Below are 18243 nucleotides of genomic sequence, written 5' to 3' on the forward strand. Positions count from 1 at the left end.
GATCATCGTTCGACTTGCATGTGTTAAGCACGCCGCCAGCGTTCATCCTGAGCCAGGATCAAACTCTCCGTTGAAGTAAAACAGACACAACCAGGACAGGTGGAAATAACACCACACCCGGCTGCACAAAATTTGAAACCAGCCAAAACACCAGACCACACCACGGGGGTGGGCGGCCCGGCAATTCAACCAATCAATAAAAAATCGGTATCAATAAACTTGGCACACTATTGAGTTCTCAAACAACAGACACACCCGGCACCACCCAAACCAACATTCAGGATCGCTCCGGAGCAACTTTTCAAACTTACCCGGTTTCACTCCCCGACGCAAATCCTGTTCCCAGAACCCACACCGGCAAACAAACCAGCCCCACCCACAACGGCACACCACAAAAAGCGAACCATTTCCAGGCTATTTTGAAAGGGGATCCGCCGCCCGGTTACCAGCTCCTCGCTGGCCTCCCTCGCGGCGACTCAGAAAACAATACACCCACCCCACCCCCACCGCAACCCAACCAAAAACGCGGCTCCCGGGCGGCCAAAACCGCTAGATTCCGCGGGCCAGAAGGTGAGATACGCAGAAAAGGCGCCCGCCGCCGTCGTAATTCAGTTCTGTGTGGTGCGTCACGCCTGCTTGCCCCCGGCACGAAGAGCCGTTAAACGCACAGGAGGGCCGGCAACCAAATGGTTGCCGGCCCTCCTCAAGCTGCTGGAATCAGCGATGCTGGATTACCAGGAAGACTTGGTGATGCCCGGAAGCTCGCCCTTGTGGGCCATGTCGCGGAAGCGAACACGGGAAATACCGAACTTCTGGAAGGTACCGCGCGGACGGCCGTCGATGATGTCGCGGTTGCGCAGACGGATCGGGGAGGCGTTGCGGGGCAGCTTCTGCAGGCCGAGGCGTGCAGCTTCGCGTGCTTCGTCAGTCGCGTTCGGGTCAACCAGGGTCTTCTTCAGCTCGAGGCGCTTTGCAGCGTAACGCTCAACGATGACCTTGCGCTGCTCGTTGCGAGCAATCTTGGACTTCTTAGCCATGTGTTTAGCGCTCCTCTCGGAATTCGACGTGCTGGCGGATCTTGGGGTCGTACTTCTTCAGGACCAGGCGGTCCGGATCGTTACGACGGTTCTTGCGGGTTACGTAGGTGTAACCCGTGCCCGCGGTCGACTTGAGCTTGATGATCGGACGTACGTCCTTGTCCTTTGCCACTAGAGCTTCACTCCTCGTGCCAGGATGTCGGCGACGACAACGTCGATGCCGCGTACGTCGATGGTCTTGATGCCCTTTGCAGAGACCTGCAGAGTGACATTACGGCGCAGGGACGGAACCCAGTAGCGCTTCTTCTGAATGTTCGGGTCGAACCGGCGCTTGTTGCGGCGGTGCGAGTGCGAAATGCTGTGTCCAAAGCCCGGCTCGGCTCCGGTCACCTGGCAGTGTGCTGCCATGACGACTCTCCTCTGAAAAAATAAATGAAACGGCGGGCAGAGTTCTGCTTCACCGTGCGGCAGGCGACGTCCGCATCCAGCTTCACACATTCCGCAGGTCGCAAACACCGGCGAACCGGGTCACTGCGGCGGAATGCGATGAGCCACGGACACTTGGCAATGGAGGCCACTGCGAAGTCCCGGGATACTGGGCGAATACAGGAATGCACGCAACTTGAGCCCCTAACTACCGGCCTGAAGGGACTGTGAATACTGACTACAGCCGCCGCAGACCGGAGCAATTGCACACGCTCCGCGCCACCTAGCGCCAATCAAGTCTACGAGACACGCGAATTAAAGACCAATCCGTCGGGAAAGGGTGTATAAAGCCCCCGGCGCCGTCGGCTGCCAAACTTCCGGGCCAGCTGCCAAGCTTCCCGGTTTTCGGCGGGTTTGCCACCGCAGGTTCCCGCAGGGTAAAAGACGTCCGACGGCGGGCCAACGCGCCGCAGCCACGTCCGGTATCGCCCGCTAGAGCCGGGTGAGCTGGGCGTACCTGGGCTTCAGGTTGTCACCGGAGGACTTGCCCGTGACCCGGCGGACTACCCATGGCCCGGCGAATTCCCGGACCCAACGGGCGTTGGCCCGCAGTGCCTCCGCCTTGCTGAGTTCGGGGACGGGAGTCATGGGCGGAACCTCGATGGAGTGCTCGTGTTCGAGGACCGTCAGGACGCGCTTGGCCATGTTTGCGTGGCCGGCTGCTGACATGTGCATCCGGTCCCGGGCCCACATGCCCCAGTCGTAGTATTCGTTGAAGCGCCAGTAGTCCACCAGCAGGGCGCCGTGGTCACCGGCGATCCCGCGTACCAGCTCGTTGTAGATGGCTGTCCGGCCCCGCATCGTGCCAAAAACCTTGGAGCCCCGCGCGTCGAAACCGGTGAACAGCACCACCGTGGCGCCGGTCGCCGTGAGCTTTTCAACGGCCTTCTCGTAGTCCACGAGCAGGTCGTCGATGTCGATCTTGGGCCGGAGGATGTCGTTGGCGCCGGCATAGAGGGACACCAGCGTTGGGTTAAGAGCGATGGCGGCGTCCACCTGCTCGGCCAGGATCTGGCGCAGCTTGCGGCCACGGATCGCCAGGTTGGCGTAGCCGAAGCCCGGGTCGGCCGCAGCCAGCTGCTCCGCCACGCGGTCAGCCCAGCCGCGGACACCGTTGGGCCGCGTCGGGTCGTCGTCGCCCACGCCCTCCGTGAAGGAATCTCCGAGGGCAACGTACCGGGCCGTGAAATCCATGGAAGCAAGTCTGCCACCCGTTGCCGGGAGCAACCAAGACGGGCTGGTACCGGCGGCGGTTCCCGGAGGCTACTGCTCCTTGGCGCTACTGCTGCCGCTCGCGGAGGATCCAGTGATTGCTGTCCAGGCGGGCCACGATCTTTTCGCCGATCCGGGCGAGGTCAGCAACATCACGCTCGCTCAGGGCGTCCAGGAACAGCGAGCGGACGGATTCGACGTGGCCTGGTGCCAGTTCCACGATCGTGGCCATGCCCTGTTCGGTGAGGTGTGCGGTGGTGACGCGGGCATCGCCGGGATGCGGCCGGCGTTCCACCCAGCCGCGGTTCTGGAGTTTAGTGACCACGTGGGACAGCCGGGAGAGGGAGGCGCTGGTCCGTGCGGCCAGCTCGCTCATCGGCAGGAACCGTCCTTCGGCTTCGGAGAGCATCGCCAGCACGTTGTAGTCGAACAGCGACACCTTTCCGGCGGCATGCAGCTGGGTATCGAGCGACGCGGGCAGCATGGTGTTGATGCTGAGAAGGGCAAGCCATGCCCGGCGTTCATTGGCGTTGAGCCAGCGCGGTTCGGTCATTACTCCATCCTAGGAGAACTGACGCTTGACGGTTCAAGGCACGGTCCGGCGGCGGCCAGCCGGGCGGCCAGGGCGGTGGCGGTAGGCTGGCGGTCATGTACGTAGTTTCCCTGACTTACAAAGTTGCCCAAGAGGTCGTGGACCAGCACCTGGACGCCCACGTGGACTGGCTGAAGGATGCATTCGACGAAGGCATCTTCATCGCCGCCGGCCGCAAGGTTCCGCGCACGGGCGGCGTGCTGCTTTCCAAGGCTGACCGGAACACACTCGATGAGTCGTTGGCCAAGGATCCGTTCAACGTGCATGGCGTTGCCGACTTCGACGTCATGGAATTTGCCGCCAACCGCACTGCACCGGGGTTCGAGAACCTGCTGGACTAGAACCGGCCGGGCTGAACCCGCCGGACTAAAACCGGATGGCTAGGAGGCCGGCGGCTCCATCAGCTTTTTCAGCCCGCCTTTGCGCGGCACCTTCACTGGCTGGGGCCAGCGGGGACTAAGGTTGTCGCCCAGCGTGACGCCTCGAAGCTTGCGGCCAAACAGCGGCAGCACCCAGTCTTTCACCCAGCGCCGCTGCCGCCGCTCCCAGTCGCGGAGCGTCACCCTGGCCGGCGGCTCCCACTCCCTCAGGCTGATTTTGTGCGGCACGCCCAAATGGTCGAGGACCTGGGCCGCGAGGTACTTGTGGCCGGCCTTGGACATGTGCAGCCGGTCGGTGTCCCACATCCTGCGATCGTGGAAGGCCTCGAAGCACCAGTAGTCCACGAGGACGGCCCCGTATTTGGCGGCTAGCTGCCGGACCCGCCGGTTATACAGGGTGTTCCGCTTCTTCAGCGGTTCAAGCACGGCGGATACCTTGACATCGAAGCCTGTGAACAGCACCAGGGTGGCGCCCGTGGCTGCCAGCCGTGCCACCAATTCCTCATATTGGGCCAGCAGCTGGTCCATGTCCGTGCCGAAGTCCAGGATGTCGTTCCCGCCGGCGTAGAGGGTGATGAGCGTGGGCTCCATGGCCAGTGCCTGCTCCAGCTGTTCGTCCACGATGTGGCGCAGGCGCTTGCTCCTGATGGCGAGATTGGCGTAGTGCCAGCCGGGTTCTGCCTTGGCGAGTTTCTCCGCCACCCGGTCAGCCCAACCGCGCACTCCGTTGGGCAGCTTGGAGCTCCGGTCGCCCACGCCTTCCGTAAAGGAGTCCCCCAAGGCAACGAATACGCGCCGCCTTCCCCGGTCAGGAAGCAATGGAGAGACACCCACCCGGACAAGATACACACGCACAGCAACACCCAGGGAAACCCCAGATGAACGACGGCGGGCCCTCCCAACGCATTCGAGGTGCGGAAGCGTCGGGGCTCAGACGGCAGGAGCTGAGGGAGCGTGGTGGTTCAAGCGGCAGGAAGTGACAGAGCGTCCGGGTTCAGGCAGCAGGAAGTGACAGAGCGTCGTGGTTCAGGCGGCAGGAGCTGAGGAAGCGCCGGGGTTCAGGCGACGGGAGGTGAGGGAGCGTCTGTGCCGGCGGCCCGGAACTCGGAGACTCAGAGCTCGGCTTTACCCTGCCGCCAGTACCCCATGAAGGCCACCTGCTTCCGGTCGATGCCGACGTCGCGCACCAGGTAGCGCCGCATCTCCTTGATAACCCCGGCTTCCCCGGCGATCCATGCGTAGAACGGCAGCGCCCCGGCGGGCTTGTCCGGGTTTTTCGTGGCGCTCACGGTGGCGGCATCGAGGCGCGCCGGGGTTTCCCAAAGGATCTCCTGGTCCACGTTCACGTCGTCGGGCTCCGGGCCGGCGGCTTCGGCGGACTTGATGCCCACCCAGCCGGGCACGGGGACAGCCGACCGCACCGCTTCCTGGAGGAGCTCACCGTGCGGACGGGACCTGCCGATCGAGGCGCCGCGTGCCAGCCAGGTGATTTCGACGTCGGCTGCTGTTTGCAGGTCCAGGAAGTCCCCGGCCTCCGGCACTTCCAGGAAAGCATGCCCTGTCATGTAGTCGGGCAGGCTTTCCAGAATGGCGCTGATGGCGGGGACGGCCGTCTCGTCACCGGCGAGGAGCACGCGTCCGGCCAGGCCGGGGCGCCATTCGACACCCGAGTACGTTTCCGCGGTGGCGCATTGTGCCGCGCGGTTGTTCGGCCCGATCAGGGTGAGGGCGTCGCCCGGTTTGGCCGTCAGCGCCCAGTTCGCCGCGGGACCGCCGTTGCCCTCGGCGTCGAAGTGCATGACGAAATCGACATCGATCTCCGGGTACACGGCGTCCAGCCGGGCCTGCCGGACGGTGTAGGTCCGCATGGAGCCGCGGGTGGCGGGGTCCATGGCCAGCCACTCCTGGTACCAGCCGCTCTCCTCCATCCGGAACTTCGGCAGCGGAAGCCGGGTGCCGTCCGGCGCCAGCGAGGGGATCATGAGTTTGATGCGCAGATCCAGGCTGTCTCCGTTGACGCCGAAGTCGCGCAGGGAGTAGCCACCCAACGTCACGCGCCGGAAGTTCGGGCTGAGCTCCTGCACCGCGGAGACGGTGACATCGAACGCCAGGGTCATCGGCTCGGTGGCGATCCCCGGACGGTCCGTGCTGGAGGTGCGGGCGGGACCGTTATGTACTGCACTCATGAAGCAATCTCCAGGGTCGTCGTCGGAACTTTTGGGTCTGCGTGGTGCCTGCCGAGCGGGATGATCAGCGGAGTGCCGGACACCGGATCCGGCACCACCCGGGATTCCAGTCCGAAGACATGCCGGACCAGTTCCTCGGTGATCACGCTGGACGACGTGCCCTCTGCCACGATCCGCCCGGCCTTCAGGGCGATGACATGGTCCGCGTACCGCGCGGCGAGGTTGAGGTCGTGCAGCACGATCGCCACGGTGGTGCCGCGCTGCCGGTTCAGGTCGGTGACCAGGTCCAGCACCTCAACCTGGTGGGCGAGGTCCAGGTAGGTGGTGGGCTCATCAAGCAGCAGCACCTCCGTTTCCTGGGCGAGCGCCATGGCGATCCACACGCGCTGGCGCTGGCCGCCGGAAAGTTCGTCGACGTTCCGCCCGGCGAGCTCCAGCGTTTCGGTGGCTTCCAGCGCACGCTGCACCGCGGCGTCGTCCTTCTCCGACCAGCTGCGGAAGAAGCCCTGGTGCGGGTACCGTCCGCGGCCCACCAGGTCGCGGACGGTGATGCCGTCCGGCGCCATCGGATGCTGTGGCAGCAGGCCGAGGGTGCGGGCCAGCTCACGCGCCGGGCGGGAGTGGATGTCCTTGCCGTCGAGCGTGACTGTACCGCCGGCCGGCTTGAGGAGGCGGGACAGGCCGCGCAGCAGCGTGGATTTGCCGCAGGCGTTGGCGCCCACGATCATGGTCACCCTGCCCTCGGGGATCTCCGCCGTGAGGTTTTCCACGACCCGCCGCTGGTCGTACTGCAGCGTGAGGTCCCGGGCTTGCAGAACAGCCATCAGGCATCCTTTCGGTTGGACGTGACCAGGAGCCACAGCAGGAACGGGGCGCCGAGTGCGCCCGTGACCACACCGACGGGCAGGACGGTGCCGTCCAGCAGCAGCGGGGCGATGTTGGCGGCGAAGTAGTCCGCCGCCAGGACGATCAGGGCGCCCACCAGGGCCGACGCCGGGAGGCTGGAACGGCCGGTGAAGCGGCGCGCGATGGGGCCGGCAAGGAAGGCGACGAACGCTACCGGCCCGGCGGCCGCCGTCGCCACTGCCGCCAGCGCGACGGCGGTGAGCACCAGTCCCAGCCGGGTGGCACCGACGCGGATGCCAAGTCCGGCTGCGGCGTCGTCCCCCAGTTCGAGGATGCGCAGCGGTCCGGCCAGCAGGCCGGCGACCGGAACCAGGACCAGCAGCGTCAGGACCAGCACCCCCGCGCGGTCCCAGCTGGCGGAGTTGAGCGAGCCGTTGATCCAGATCAGCGCTTCGGCGGCGGTGCGGATATCGGCCCGGGTCATGAGGAAGCTGACCATGGCGTGCAGCGCGGCGGCGATGCCGACGCCGGCGAGGATGAGGCGGCTGCCGGCGACGTTCCCGCGGCTGCCGCCGCCGGTGCCCAGAGAGCCGCTGCGGGAAATTCCGTAGATCAGTGCCGCCACGGCCATTGCGCCACCCAGGGCAGCGCCGGACACCACGGCACCGGAGGCCCCGAAAACCACGATGGCCAGGACCGCCGCCGCGCTGGCCCCGTAGCTGATGCCGATCACATCCGGGCTGGCCAGCGGGTTGCGCAGCATGGTCTGGAACAGCGCACCGGAGAGTCCGAACGCCAGGCCGATCAGCGTGCCGATGACAGCGCGCGGCAGCTTGGCTTCCATCACGATGAAGCTGGCGCCGGGGATCTTCTCGCCGCCCGTGAGGTGGGCGGTGAGGATTTTGAAGAAGTCGGGGATGGTGACGGTGTAGCTTCCCAGCAGGATGCTGGCAGCCAAAAGAAGCACGACGCCGGCAGCCAGCACCGCTGTACGATTCAGTTTGGTTCGCCGGTTCGAAGCGCGAACGGACACTTGTGGCCCCGGACCGGGCTCATTTGGGGCCTTATCTGTACGTTCGCGCATCCTGGTGTTCAAATCGAAGGTCACAGTCCCGCACCCTTCCCGCGGCGGACCAGCCAGACGAAGACCGGGGCGCCGATAAGGGCGGTCATGATGCCGGCCGGGACCTCGCCGGGAAGCAGGATTACGCGTCCGACGACGTCGGACACCAGCAGCAGTGCCGGTGCCAGCACCGCGGAGAACGGCAGGATCCAGCGGTAGTCGGGCCCGGTCAGGAAGCGCACCGCGTGCGGGACAACGAGGCCGACGAACCCAATGGGCCCGGCCAGCGCCGTCGCCGACCCGCACAGCAGGACGATGCCCAGCGCGGTGACGGCCCGGGCCAGGCCGACGTTCTGGCCCAGGCCCCGGGCCACATCGTCGCCGAGTGCCAGGCTGTTGAGGACCCGTCCGGCCAGGAGCACGATCAGTGCCCCGGCGGCGAGGAACGGCAGGCCGGGCAGCAGCACGGACCAGTCACGCCCGGCAATGCCGCCCACCTGCCAGAAGCGGAAGCGGTCCAGGGTGTCCTGGCTGGAAACCAGGATGACGTTCATCAGGGAGAACAGCCCGGCGCTGAGGGCGGCGCCCGCCAGGGCGAGCTTGACCGGCGTCGCGCCGTCCCGGCCCATGGAGGCGATGAGGTAAACGACGACGGCGGCCGCGGCGGCGCCGATGAAGGCGAACCAAATGTAGCCGGTCAGCGAGGAGATACCGAAGACATAGATCCCGGTGACCACGGCCAGCGCGGCGCCGGCGTTGATGCCGATGATGCCCGGGTCGGCCAGCGGGTTGCGGGCCACGCCCTGCATCGCCGCCCCCGCCAGGCCCAGCGCCGCACCTGCCAGCAGGCCCAGTATGGTCCTCGGGATCCGGGCGTGGACCACGGCGTGGTCGCCGTCCGCCGGGTTGAACTCGGTCAGCGCCTGCCACACGGTTTCGAGGGACAGGCCGCGGGCGCCCACGGCGAGTGAGGCTCCGCAGACAACAGCAAGCACGACGACGGCAACCACCAGCCAGGCAGCGCGCGGCCCGCGGACCTTGCGTGCAGGCTGGGCGCGAGCGGACAGTTGTGGCCCAACAGGTGCGGCCACAGGGGCCACAAGTGTCCGTTCGCGCTTCCCGGAGGAGGCCGCCGTCGTGCTTGATGTCATGGCTGGGAACTACTTGGCGGCTGCGTCAGCGCCGGCTGCGAGCTGCGGCAGGAACTTGTCCAGGGCCCACGGCAGGCTCAGCGGGGACGACGCGGAGATCGCCAGCGTCAGGGTGTTGTCCGAGTCGGCAACCAGGGCGCCCTTCTTGACGGCCGGGATCTGGCTCAGCAGGGGATCCTTGATGATCTGGTCCTTGGTCTTGGCATCCGGAACCCAGGTCACAAAGACGTCGGATTCCAGCTCGTTGGCCTTCTCGGCGGACCACGCTGTGAAGAACTCCTTGGAGCCCTTGGACTTCTCCTCCACAATGGCGGCCGGCTTCATGCCGATCTCGGTCAGGAAGCGCGGGCGGTTGTCCGCTGCGAGGTAGACGTTCACGCCGTCGCCCTTGGCCGGCTCCAGGTTGCCGTAGATGAAGGACTTGCCCGTGATCTGCGGGTACTTGGCGGCCTCGGCCTTGATGGTGGCCTCGGTGTCGGCAACGAGCTTCTCCGCTTCGGCGGTCTTGCCGAGGGCCTTGCCGATCAGGGTGGTGGCTTCCTGCCACGGAGTGCCGTAGGCGAGCTCAGGCTGGGCCACGACGGGCGCAATTTCGGTGAGCTTCTTGTAGTCCGCGGCTTCGAGGCCGGAGTAGGCGGCCAGGATGACGTCCGGGTTGAGCTTGGCGATCTCGGTGAAGTTGATGCCGTCGGCCTCGGAGAACTGGACCGGGGCCTTGTCGCTGCCGAAGGAGGCGCCCAGCTTCTCGAGGGCAGCGTCCTTCCACGGGGTGGAGCCCTTGTCGTTGTTGCCCCACTCGTTCTTCGGGACGCCGACGGGAACCACGCCGAGCGCGAGGGCGATGTCGTCATTGACCCACGAGACGGTGACAACGCGCTTGGGCTGTTCCTCGATGGTGGTTTCGCCGAAGACGTTCTTGATGGTCACCGGGAACTGCGCGCTCGCGGAAGCCGTGGATCCGGTGTCCGCGGAGGACGACGCCGGCCCGGTGGAGCATGCGGTCAGGGAAAGCGCCGCAGCGGCAAGGACAGCGGTGGCCTTGCCGGCGGTCTTGAACAGGGAGCGGCGGGTGGTGCCGGCAGCAGGGCCGCCGGTAACAGCCTGCCGGCCGGAGAAGAGGGGGGAAGTCACGGAACTCCTTAGGTGAATGAAGCGAACCTAAGTAAGGCTAGCCTATCCTTCCGAAGATTACGAAAGCTTTGCATCACGTAATTGCGCGCAGTGGCCAGACTAGCTGCAAGCGTCTTGCAGGGAAAGGGTGAACGGTGGTTCACTTTGAAGGAGTAAACGCCCGTTCACCCTTTATAGGGCCCGACGTCCCCGCAAAGGCCTGCCCACATGACAGCTCCTCCCGCCCCGAAGCCGGCCCGCAGCCCCTCCGCCATCACCGCGGTCCTGGCGCTCAGCGGCACACTCGTGGCCCTCATGCAGACCCTGGTGGTGCCGCTGCTGCCAGATTTTCCGCGGATCCTGGCGGTTACTGCGGACGACGCATCCTGGCTGGTGACGGCGACGCTCCTCGCGAGCGCCGTCGCCACGCCGATCGTGTCCCGCAGCGCGGACATGTACGGCAAGCGGAAAATGATGGTTGCGTGCCTGGCCATCATGGTGGCGGGCTCGGTCATGGCCGCCCTGGGCGGCACGTTCCTGTGGCTGATCATCGGGCGGGCACTTCAGGGGTTCTCCGCCTCCCTGATCCCCGTAGGCATCAGCATCATGCGCGACGAACTGCCCAAGGAAAAGATGGGCTCCGCCGTGGCACTGATGAGCGCCACCCTGGGCATCGGCAGTGCCATGGGCCTGCCGCTCGCCGGCCTCCTCTACGAAAGCCTCGGCTGGACATCGATCTTCTGGGTTTCCGCCGCCGCCGGCACACTGCTGCTGCTCGCCGTCGTGCTCGTTGTCCCCGAATCCAGGGTGCGCACCCCCGGCCGCTTCGACTACGCCGGCGCGCTGGTGCTCTCCGCCGCGCTGGGTTCGCTGCTGCTGGCCATCTCCAAGGGCGGCGCCTGGGGCTGGGGCTCGGAACCCGTGCTCCTGCTGTTCCTCGCCGCGGCGCTCCTGCTGGCCGCCTGGATTCCTTACGAGCTCAGGGTGGGCCAGCCCATGGTGGATCTTCGCACCACGGCGCGGCGGCCTGTCCTGATGACAAACCTGGCATCGCTGCTGATCGGCTTCGCCATGTTCGCCAACATGCTCCTCACCACCCAGCAGCTGCAGCTTCCGCACGCCACCGGCTACGGCTTTGAACTAAATGTCATCATGGCCGGTCTGTGCATGGTGCCGTCCGGCCTGGCCATGGTGGTGTTCGCCCCGGTGTCCGGCGGCATCATCCGGCGCTTCGGGGGCAGGGCCGCGCTGATGGCGGGTGCGGGGGTGATGATTGCCGGGTACGTGGGCCGGGTGTTCTTCTACGACTCCATCACGTGGGTGGTCATCGGCTCCACGGTGGTGAGCATCGGCACGGCCATTGCCTATGCCGCCATGCCAACGCTGATCATGGGTGCCGTCCCGATCACGGAGACCGCGTCCGCCAACGGCCTGAACAGCCTGGTCCGTTCCATCGGCACCGCGACCTCCAGTGCCGCCGTCGCCGCCGTGCTCACCTCCGTGACCATACCGCTCGGCGCCGCCCGACTCCCCTCGCTTGAGGCTTTCAGGGACGTGTTCTGGATGGCCGCACTGGCGTCCGCCGCCTCCGTCCTTGCCGCCGTCTTCATCCCGCGCGCCGCCCACCGCACCGCTGCCGAGAAGCCGGCGGTGCCGGCGGCAGCCGAACTCGTGGTGCAGGGACGCGTCCTGGCGCCCGACCACCGCCCGCTCACTCCCGCCGTCGTCACCGTCCTCCGGACAGAAGGCGAGCCGGTGGACTGGAGCCGCGTGGACAGCGACGGCAACTACTCGGTGGCGCTGCCGGGCGCCGGGAAATACCTCGTGGTGGCCAACGCCGCGGGCTGGGCGCCGATGGCGGAGGTTTTCGATTTCGACGGCCGGACGCTGAAGCAGAATTTCCTCCTCCACGAGCGGCTGGAAATCGGCGGCCGGGCGGCCGTCGGCGGTGAGCCCGTTGCCGGAGCGGTGGTGACGCTGCTGCACGCCACCGGCGAGCATGTGGCCACCGCCAGGACGGACGACGGCGGCGTGTACACCCTTCCGCTGCCTGCCGCCGGACGCTACATAGTGACTATGCTTCATCCCGTGACTCATCAAGCCGTGGCCCGGAAGCTCGCCGTCGACAACCGCTCCCTGACCGTGGACCTTTCAGCTGAACAGCCCGCACAGGCAACCGCCCGACGGGCCGGCGGGGAGCCGGTGCCGGCATGAGCAGCCCCAGCCAGGAGTCCATCCTCAGCGCGGCGGGGCGGCTGTTCGGCGAGCGGGGCTACCGGGCCGTGACGGTCCGGGACATCGCCGCCGAGGCCGGGGTTTCGGCGGCCCTGGTGATGAAGCTCTTCATCTCCAAGGCGAAGCTCTTCGCAGCTGTGCAGCCGGACGAATCGCTGCTCACCGAACTGACCGTCCCCGCATCCGAGCTCGGCGGCGCTCTCGTCTTCCGCGTGCTGATGCGCCGGGAACGCGGCATGCAGGAACCCTGGGCCATCATTCCGATCAACGTCCACGACGCTCCTGATCCAGAGGCGGCGCGGAACGAACTGCGCGAACGCTACCTTGGCAGCATCGCAAAGCTCATCGGGGACGCGACACCGGACCGCCGCTATGCGTCCACTGTCATCGCGCTGATGACCGGCTTCGGGGAAACCGTGCGGACGCTGGGGCTTTTCGACGGCTGGGACTTTGACGAGCTGGTGGCCTACTACGGCGGGATCGTGCAGGCCCAGATCGACGCCTGCACGGCCGCGCACTCCTAGCCTCCCCGACGCTCATCCCCTCGCCCACAACGCAACGCTCCCGCACCTCAGTGCGGGAGCGTTGGCTGATTTGCTGCAGGAGCTGAGAGAGCGTCAGCTGTAGGAGATGCTCAGCAGCAGCGCCTTGAGCGCCTGCCCCTCCGCGCCCGCAAGCCAGGACTTGGCCGCGGCGTCGTTGGCGAAGGGCTTCTCGATGAACTGGACGTCGGCCAGGATGACGCCGTCCGCGGTGCGGATAATGCCGTCCAGCGCGGCTTCCTGTCCTGACCTGGGTGCTCCGGCCGACAGGTGCATGCGGTAGGTCGCGTTGGCGTCCATGCGGTCCACGTAGAACGCGTAGTGGGCGGCCGGTGCCGGTTGCGCCGCGAGGCCCGGCACCGGCGCGGACTCAAAGACCGTGCGGGTCACCGGGTGGGAGACGCCATCGGCAATCTTTCCGGAGTACACGGTGGCCTGCCTGGTGCCGCTGGCGTCGATGACCGTGGCGGTAGCGGACTCCGACGGCGACCCGGCACCGGTGAAGAGCTCGACCTTCCAGTCGGCCGGGTACTTGAAGGACACATGCCCGTTCGGGAAGGTGTACGTCTTCAGCCCGGCGGGCGCCGGCGCGGACGACGGCGTGGTCCCCGGTGAGACAGCACCGCCGGCACCGCCAGTGGCGGAGGAGGACGGGCTCGGTGAAGCCGATGGCGTTGCGGAAGCAGCGGGTGAGGACGCGGAAGCAGCAGATGCCGTCGCTGAAGCAGCCGGTGCGGACGACGAAGCGGCGGGTGCGGTTGCCGAGGGTGTTGCCGAAACCATGGCCCCGCAACCGGCCAGCGAGAAGGCGGCGGCAGCAAGGGCGGTAATAACGGGGGCGCGGAACGCAGGGCGCATGATGGTGCCTTTCGAAATGACGCCGTCAAGCTCTCAGGGGCTGCTCTGCCCGCCGCATGGGAGTGTCCATGACCCTGTGAAGCGTTTGGCGAAGACTGGTGGAGCCACCACAGTCGCACGCCAAAACAGCCCCACACTAGAGTCCGTTTAATAAATCCATCGATTTGTTATAAAGCGACGAAAGCGTTACTCACCGCAGCACGATATCAACCGGATTGGCCTCGGACCGCCACTGCCCTGCTGTTCCCGGTTTCGGAGTAATAACAGGGGCACTGAGCACGCCGGACCGGTTGGTGCGCCTGTCGCGGAGGATCTCCGTGACCGAGCCCAGGTGGCGGGACAGGTCGATGACGTTCTCGGGCGCCGCCAGGAGCAGCTGGAAGCCAAACTCATGCAGTGCCTTGATGCCCGCGCCGGCGAACTCCTCCGACGCCAGCACGAACGCCTCGTCCATCATCACCGTGCCGTACGTGGTGAAGCCCTGCTCGGCGATGCCCAGCTGGTAGCTCAGTGCCGCGGCCATGATGAACGCGGTGAACCGCTGGCGCTCACCGCCGGACATCGAACCGGTGTCCGCATGCATGAACACCTCTGTCCGTTTGCCGCCCTTCTTCCCAGCCGGCGCGTCCACCTCCCGGTGCTCCTTGCACTGGATGAACAGGTGCCCGCGCACATCCAGCACCTCGGCCCGCCAGCGCCGGTCCTCGGGGGTCTGCGATCCCAGCCGCTTGACCAGCGTCTCCAGCGACTTGTAGCGTGCAGTCAGTTCGGCGTCCTCGTCCTGGCCCGCCTGGGCAGTTTCGGCCTTGGCCGTCTCTGCCTTGGCCGGCCGGGTATGCCGGGTCTTCAGCGCGTTCTGGATGGCGTCCTTGAACTGCTTGGCCGTGGCGGGCAAGGTCTGCTTGATGTCGAGTTCCAGGTAGCTGCCCTCGTGGAAGTTCACCTCGGACAGGATCCCGTTCAGCGGCAGGATCCGGCTGGTGATGGACCGGCGTTCCTCGTCCAGCAGGTGGAGCAGCGTGCTGAAGGACTCATGGGTGCGCTGGTTGAAGAACTGCCGGAACTCGGCCTCCTGCGCGGGCAGCCCGTCATTGATGATCGCGTGGTAGCGGGCCTCGAACTCGCCGACGGCGCCGATGGACGTGCCGTGGTCGGCCGAAATGGCGGTGCCCCAGTCGCGGACGAAGCCTTCGAAGATCCGAGTGAGCCGCTCGGAGGTGGCCTGGGCGCGGGACTCCGCACCGTGCAGCTCGCCGAGCAGCTGGGTTCGCACCCGGCCGGCAAGGTTGTCCAGCTCATGCATTTCGGTGACGTCGCCGAATTCGGCGAAGTACGGCGCCAGCGCCGCGCAGGTGGAGTCCGACGGCGGAGCCTGGTTCAGGCGGGTGCGCGCGGCTTCCAGCATCGCATCGGAGGCGGTGAGCTGCTGGTCCAGCGCCTTGTATTCGCTCTGCAGCACCGCGGCGGCCTCGGTGCTGGACTGGTGTTTCTGGCGCACCGTCTCGATGTTGGCGCGGAGCGGTTCGAGGTCGGCCTGGGCGGCGAGGGCGTCCCTGAGCCGCTGTTCGATGCGGCCAAGTTCGTCAGCGGCGACCGCGGCCGAGACCTGTTCCCATGGGCGGTTGTCCTCGGCCACCCTGCGCAGGGCCTCGAGCTGCCGTGACATTCCCTGGTGCGATTCCTCGCGGCTCTGGGCCAGCTCCGCCGCCTTGGCCAGTTCCTGGCGCAGATCCTCCGCCTGTCCGGCGACGAGTTCCAGCTTGGAGGCGTTGTCGAATCCGAGCACGTAATCCTGCCGGCTGGTGAACCGGTCATCCTTCTCCACGGTGTGCCGGTTGCGTTTGACCACACCGCCGAGGCTCAGGCCCTTGTCCAGCACCGCCAGCTCGTCGGGGTTCTCCACGCACGGATAGGCGAAGTCGAGGGCGATCCGCTCGCGGATCCATTCCCCGGCGTCGGCGTTGATCCCGGTGGTGAGAATGTCCAGCTTGGTCAGCAGGTCGCCGTCGGCCACGTCCTCCACCGCGAGCGCCGCCCCGGCGAGCGGCTTGGACACGTCCACCGCCCGCAAAGCACCGCGGACGGTGTTGCCGTTCAGGTAGCGGGTGACCGCTGCGAAGTGCTCGCCCGGCACGAGCAGCGTAGTGGCCAGGTTCCGCAGGGCGCGTTCCGCCGCGGGGCGCCACTGCTCCTGCCCCTCGGCCAGGTCGATCAGCTCGCCGCCGAAAGGCATCTGCTCCTCGGGGATGCCCGTGGCCGCAGCAATCGCCGCCCGGTTTTCAATGCTCGACGGCGGCAGCAGGGACTTGCGCGTCTTCAGCGACACGAGCTCCTGCTCGGCCGCTGCAAGCTCACGCTTCTTCGCAGCGTGTGCGTCGAACGCCTCAAAGCGCAGCTCCTGCAGGGCCGCGGAATCGTCCTTCAGCTCGGCCGAGCGGGCAGCGGCCTGTTCGTGGGCCTGCTCCCAGCCCTCCGCGGTCCATTCGAGGTTCAGGCCGGCGTCCGTGAGCGCCTGCCGGGCAGCTTCCTCGACCTGCTGGCGGAGCTTCAGCCCCACACGGGCGTTCTCCAGTGACTGCTCGATCGAGGAGATGGCGTTGCCGCCCTGGTTGTTGTACTCCGCCTCCAGCTGCCGGAGCTCCTTGGCCAGGCCGTCACGCACGCCGCGTTCGGCTGCAAGTTCCTTGGCCTTGGCCTGGGCGAGCGCCTTGAAACGGGCGAGGGTCTTCTCGTGCACGCTAACAGCGAGCTGCTGGCGGTAGGCCTCGAATTCCTCGCCGGCGAGCTCGCGGAGCCGGTTCGCGTCCAGCAGCGACTGCGCGTACTCCCTGTTCAGGCCGGGGACCGGAGCCAGCTGGTCACGCTGCTGCCGGACGTCCTCCAGGCGCTGCCGGATGGACATGAGGTTGCTGAATTCCTCCACGACGTCGTCCGCCGCGGCCAGCGTGGCCGGAGCGTCCAGCACCTGGTCGCGGAAGAAGGTGTTCACGCTGCCGCCGAGGCCCTTGCCGGCCTGGATGACGCGGAGCAAAGGCAGCGCCTGGTCCGAATTGATGCCCAGAAGCCGGCGGAAGCGCTCCGCGAACGCCTTGTGCACGTCAAAGACCTGGGCGTCCGGGAAGATGTTTTCCAGCGCGGCCCGGGTGAAGCGCTTCTCGGCGATGTCCTCAATGGCGGACAGGTCCAGCGGCCTGTTGTCGATCAGGTAGTACCTGCCGACACTCGATTCCGTACCGTTCTTGGGCAGGTCGAACAGCGCCGACACCGTCACCCTGGTGCCCGCAGCGTTGTCGAACGTCAGGGCGACGGCGGACCAGGTGGCCCCGGGACGCTGGAACGCGCTGGCCGAACCCTCGCCGACGGCCTTGTCCCCCACCTTGCCGCGCATGTACGTAAACGTGGTCCGTTTGTCCTCCACGGCGCCGCCCGAGCGCTGCGCGGCGGCCTCATTGGAGCGCGGCCGGGCGTCGAACACCCGGAGGATGGCGTCGAACAGCGTCGACTTGCCCACGCCCGAGTTGCCCGTCAGCAGCGTGCCGTTACGGTCCACGTGCATCGTGTGCGCCCCGTGGAAGGTGCCCCAGTTGACCACCTGCACCTGGGCCAGGCGCATCTGGCCAGGATTGACGACGTCGCCCAGCGGAAGCATGCTCGCGATAGTCACTTGGCTGCACCTTCTTCCGTTTCGGTGGTTCCGTTCGCCTCCGTGGTGGATGCGGCTTTCGCTACCTCACCAACAAGTTCGTCACCATCCTCGTCTGGGGAAGAGGTCTCGCCGTCGAGTTCCAGCATTGCTTCGGTCCCTGAGGCGTCTGCCGTGGCGGCTATCAGGGCTTCGATTTGGGCGGGGATGTCGCCTATGTTGTCGAACGGGAGGGCCAGGGGCAGGGCGTTGGAGATGGTGTAGACGTCGTCCAGGCCCGTGGTGAGCAGGAGCTGACGGGCGAGAAGCTTGGTGATTGCCCGGTTAACCACATCCGAGTCGCGCAGGGCGTCCTGCTGGCCGGCTGGCTGGTAGTGGGCCACGAGCTCGGCGATTTCCTCGCGGGTGATCGTGGGGTCCGTCTGGGCGGTGACGTGGCGGTCCAGCAGGAGCCGCAGGCGCAGCAGCACGATCGTTTCCACCCGGCTCAGGGCGCGCTGCTGGCGCAGGATACTGGAGCGGGCACTGCCGCCGATCGCTTCGGGATCGACGGGACGCAGCACTGCAATCTTGCGCTCGTGGTCCAGCTGCAGCGTGAGGAACAGCTCCGAGAGCCGGCTACGCAGGATCAGCTGGTTGTCCAGCAGCGTGGTCCAGAGTTTCTCGTCCCGTCCGCCGTCGACATACGGCCCCTTCAGCAGCTTCACGAGGGCCTGGCGCACCTTCATGGGAAGCACGCCGGTGTCACCGGGGAAGAGCGCCGCACCGTCCACGAACGTGTCGCGGGGGCTGACGCCGGCGAGGGAAGCAGCCGGCGTTGCCGGGGTTTCGCCATGCTCGGCGAACGGAGCGTCCTCGGCCAGCGGCGTCCCGGCGTCCGCCGTCGTAATCTCTTCAGTCAT

General features: G+C 66.7%; 17 protein-coding genes and 1 rRNA gene. 3 read left to right on the top strand and 15 right to left on the bottom strand.

What is annotated here, in order from left to right:
• From ACFTR6_RS11975 to ACFTR6_RS12000, 6 genes are all read right to left on the bottom strand, one after another.
• Positions 1–74: ribosomal RNA gene (locus tag ACFTR6_RS11975) — 16S ribosomal RNA — on the bottom strand; the annotation flags it as partial.
• Positions 75–731: 657 nt separating this feature from the next.
• Positions 732–1037 (bottom strand): 30S ribosomal protein S14, encoded by a 306-nt coding sequence (gene rpsN / locus ACFTR6_RS11980; RefSeq protein ID WP_076799658.1) that lies wholly within the window; start codon positions 1035–1037, stop codon positions 732–734.
• A 4-nt stretch (positions 1038–1041) separates the two neighbouring features.
• Entirely contained in the window at positions 1042–1209 is a 168-nt protein-coding gene (gene rpmG / locus ACFTR6_RS11985) for a 50S ribosomal protein L33 (RefSeq protein WP_003798558.1), read from the bottom strand.
• On the bottom strand, positions 1209–1445 hold the full coding sequence (gene rpmB / locus ACFTR6_RS11990) for a 50S ribosomal protein L28 (RefSeq protein ID WP_003798559.1): 237 nt from the start codon (positions 1443–1445) through the stop codon (positions 1209–1211). The genes rpmG and rpmB overlap by 1 nt, the downstream gene beginning before the upstream one ends.
• Before the next feature lie 510 nt (positions 1446–1955).
• Positions 1956–2717, bottom strand: a complete 762-nt coding sequence (locus tag ACFTR6_RS11995; protein WP_076799657.1) for an SGNH/GDSL hydrolase family protein — start codon at positions 2715–2717, stop codon at positions 1956–1958.
• An 85-nt stretch (positions 2718–2802) separates the two neighbouring features.
• Positions 2803–3288, bottom strand: coding sequence for a MarR family winged helix-turn-helix transcriptional regulator (locus tag ACFTR6_RS12000; protein ID WP_076799655.1), 486 nt, complete (start codon positions 3286–3288; stop codon positions 2803–2805).
• Positions 3289–3383: 95 nt separating this feature from the next.
• On the opposite strand from ACFTR6_RS12000, the gene ACFTR6_RS12005 reads away from it, so the two are divergent.
• Complete coding sequence (locus ACFTR6_RS12005; protein ID WP_377958088.1) at positions 3384–3668, top strand: YciI family protein; 285 nt, start codon at positions 3384–3386, stop codon at positions 3666–3668.
• Positions 3669–3707: 39 nt separating this feature from the next.
• Here the strand turns inward: ACFTR6_RS12005 and ACFTR6_RS12010 are convergent, their stop codons facing one another.
• The 6 genes from ACFTR6_RS12010 to ACFTR6_RS12035 form a co-directional block, all read right to left on the bottom strand.
• A complete protein-coding gene (locus ACFTR6_RS12010) occupies positions 3708–4541 on the bottom strand; it encodes an SGNH/GDSL hydrolase family protein (RefSeq protein ID WP_377958190.1) in 834 nt (277 codons plus the stop codon).
• Between the two features lie 278 nt (positions 4542–4819).
• Positions 4820–5893 carry a siderophore-interacting protein gene (locus ACFTR6_RS12015; protein ID WP_377958089.1) on the bottom strand — a complete coding sequence of 358 codons (1074 nt, stop codon included), beginning with the start codon at positions 5891–5893 and terminating at the stop codon, positions 4820–4822.
• The gene (locus tag ACFTR6_RS12020) at positions 5890–6717 is read right to left on the bottom strand and encodes an ABC transporter ATP-binding protein (protein ID WP_076799649.1); all 828 of its coding nucleotides are present in this window, start codon (positions 6715–6717) and stop codon (positions 5890–5892) included. The genes ACFTR6_RS12015 and ACFTR6_RS12020 overlap by 4 nt, the downstream gene beginning before the upstream one ends.
• Positions 6717–7823 (bottom strand): FecCD family ABC transporter permease, encoded by a 1107-nt coding sequence (locus tag ACFTR6_RS12025; protein ID WP_377958191.1) that lies wholly within the window; start codon positions 7821–7823, stop codon positions 6717–6719. The genes ACFTR6_RS12020 and ACFTR6_RS12025 overlap by 1 nt, the downstream gene beginning before the upstream one ends.
• A gap of 20 nt (positions 7824–7843) precedes the next feature.
• Positions 7844–8953, bottom strand: coding sequence for a FecCD family ABC transporter permease (locus ACFTR6_RS12030; protein ID WP_377958090.1), 1110 nt, complete (start codon positions 8951–8953; stop codon positions 7844–7846).
• Positions 8954–8962: 9 nt separating this feature from the next.
• A complete protein-coding gene (locus ACFTR6_RS12035) occupies positions 8963–10084 on the bottom strand; it encodes an iron-siderophore ABC transporter substrate-binding protein (RefSeq protein WP_377958091.1) in 1122 nt (373 codons plus the stop codon).
• A gap of 207 nt (positions 10085–10291) precedes the next feature.
• On the opposite strand from ACFTR6_RS12035, the gene ACFTR6_RS12040 reads away from it, so the two are divergent.
• Together ACFTR6_RS12040 and ACFTR6_RS12045 are read left to right on the top strand one after the other, a co-directional pair.
• The gene (locus ACFTR6_RS12040; protein ID WP_377958092.1) at positions 10292–12277 is read left to right on the top strand and encodes an MFS transporter; all 1986 of its coding nucleotides are present in this window, start codon (positions 10292–10294) and stop codon (positions 12275–12277) included.
• On the top strand, positions 12274–12822 hold the full coding sequence (locus ACFTR6_RS12045; protein ID WP_377958093.1) for a TetR family transcriptional regulator: 549 nt from the start codon (positions 12274–12276) through the stop codon (positions 12820–12822). The genes ACFTR6_RS12040 and ACFTR6_RS12045 overlap by 4 nt, the downstream gene beginning before the upstream one ends.
• Before the next feature lie 93 nt (positions 12823–12915).
• Here the strand turns inward: ACFTR6_RS12045 and ACFTR6_RS12050 are convergent, their stop codons facing one another.
• From ACFTR6_RS12050 to ACFTR6_RS12060, 3 genes are all read right to left on the bottom strand, one after another.
• Positions 12916–13698, bottom strand: a complete 783-nt coding sequence (locus tag ACFTR6_RS12050) for a hypothetical protein (RefSeq protein ID WP_076799640.1) — start codon at positions 13696–13698, stop codon at positions 12916–12918.
• Between the two features lie 190 nt (positions 13699–13888).
• Positions 13889–17362 carry an ATP-binding protein gene (locus ACFTR6_RS12055; protein WP_377958094.1) on the bottom strand — a complete coding sequence of 1158 codons (3474 nt, stop codon included), beginning with the start codon at positions 17360–17362 and terminating at the stop codon, positions 13889–13891.
• Positions 17359–18243: a DUF4194 domain-containing protein gene (locus ACFTR6_RS12060; RefSeq protein WP_377958095.1), complete on the bottom strand. Its 885-nt coding sequence runs from the start codon at positions 18241–18243 to the stop codon at positions 17359–17361. Before ACFTR6_RS12060 ends, ACFTR6_RS12055 begins: the two co-directional genes overlap by 4 nt.

The sequence above is a fragment of the Arthrobacter sp. NPDC057009 genome (assembly GCF_042673905.1).
In the GTDB taxonomy this organism is placed as follows: Bacteria; Actinomycetota; Actinomycetes; order Actinomycetales; family Micrococcaceae; genus Arthrobacter.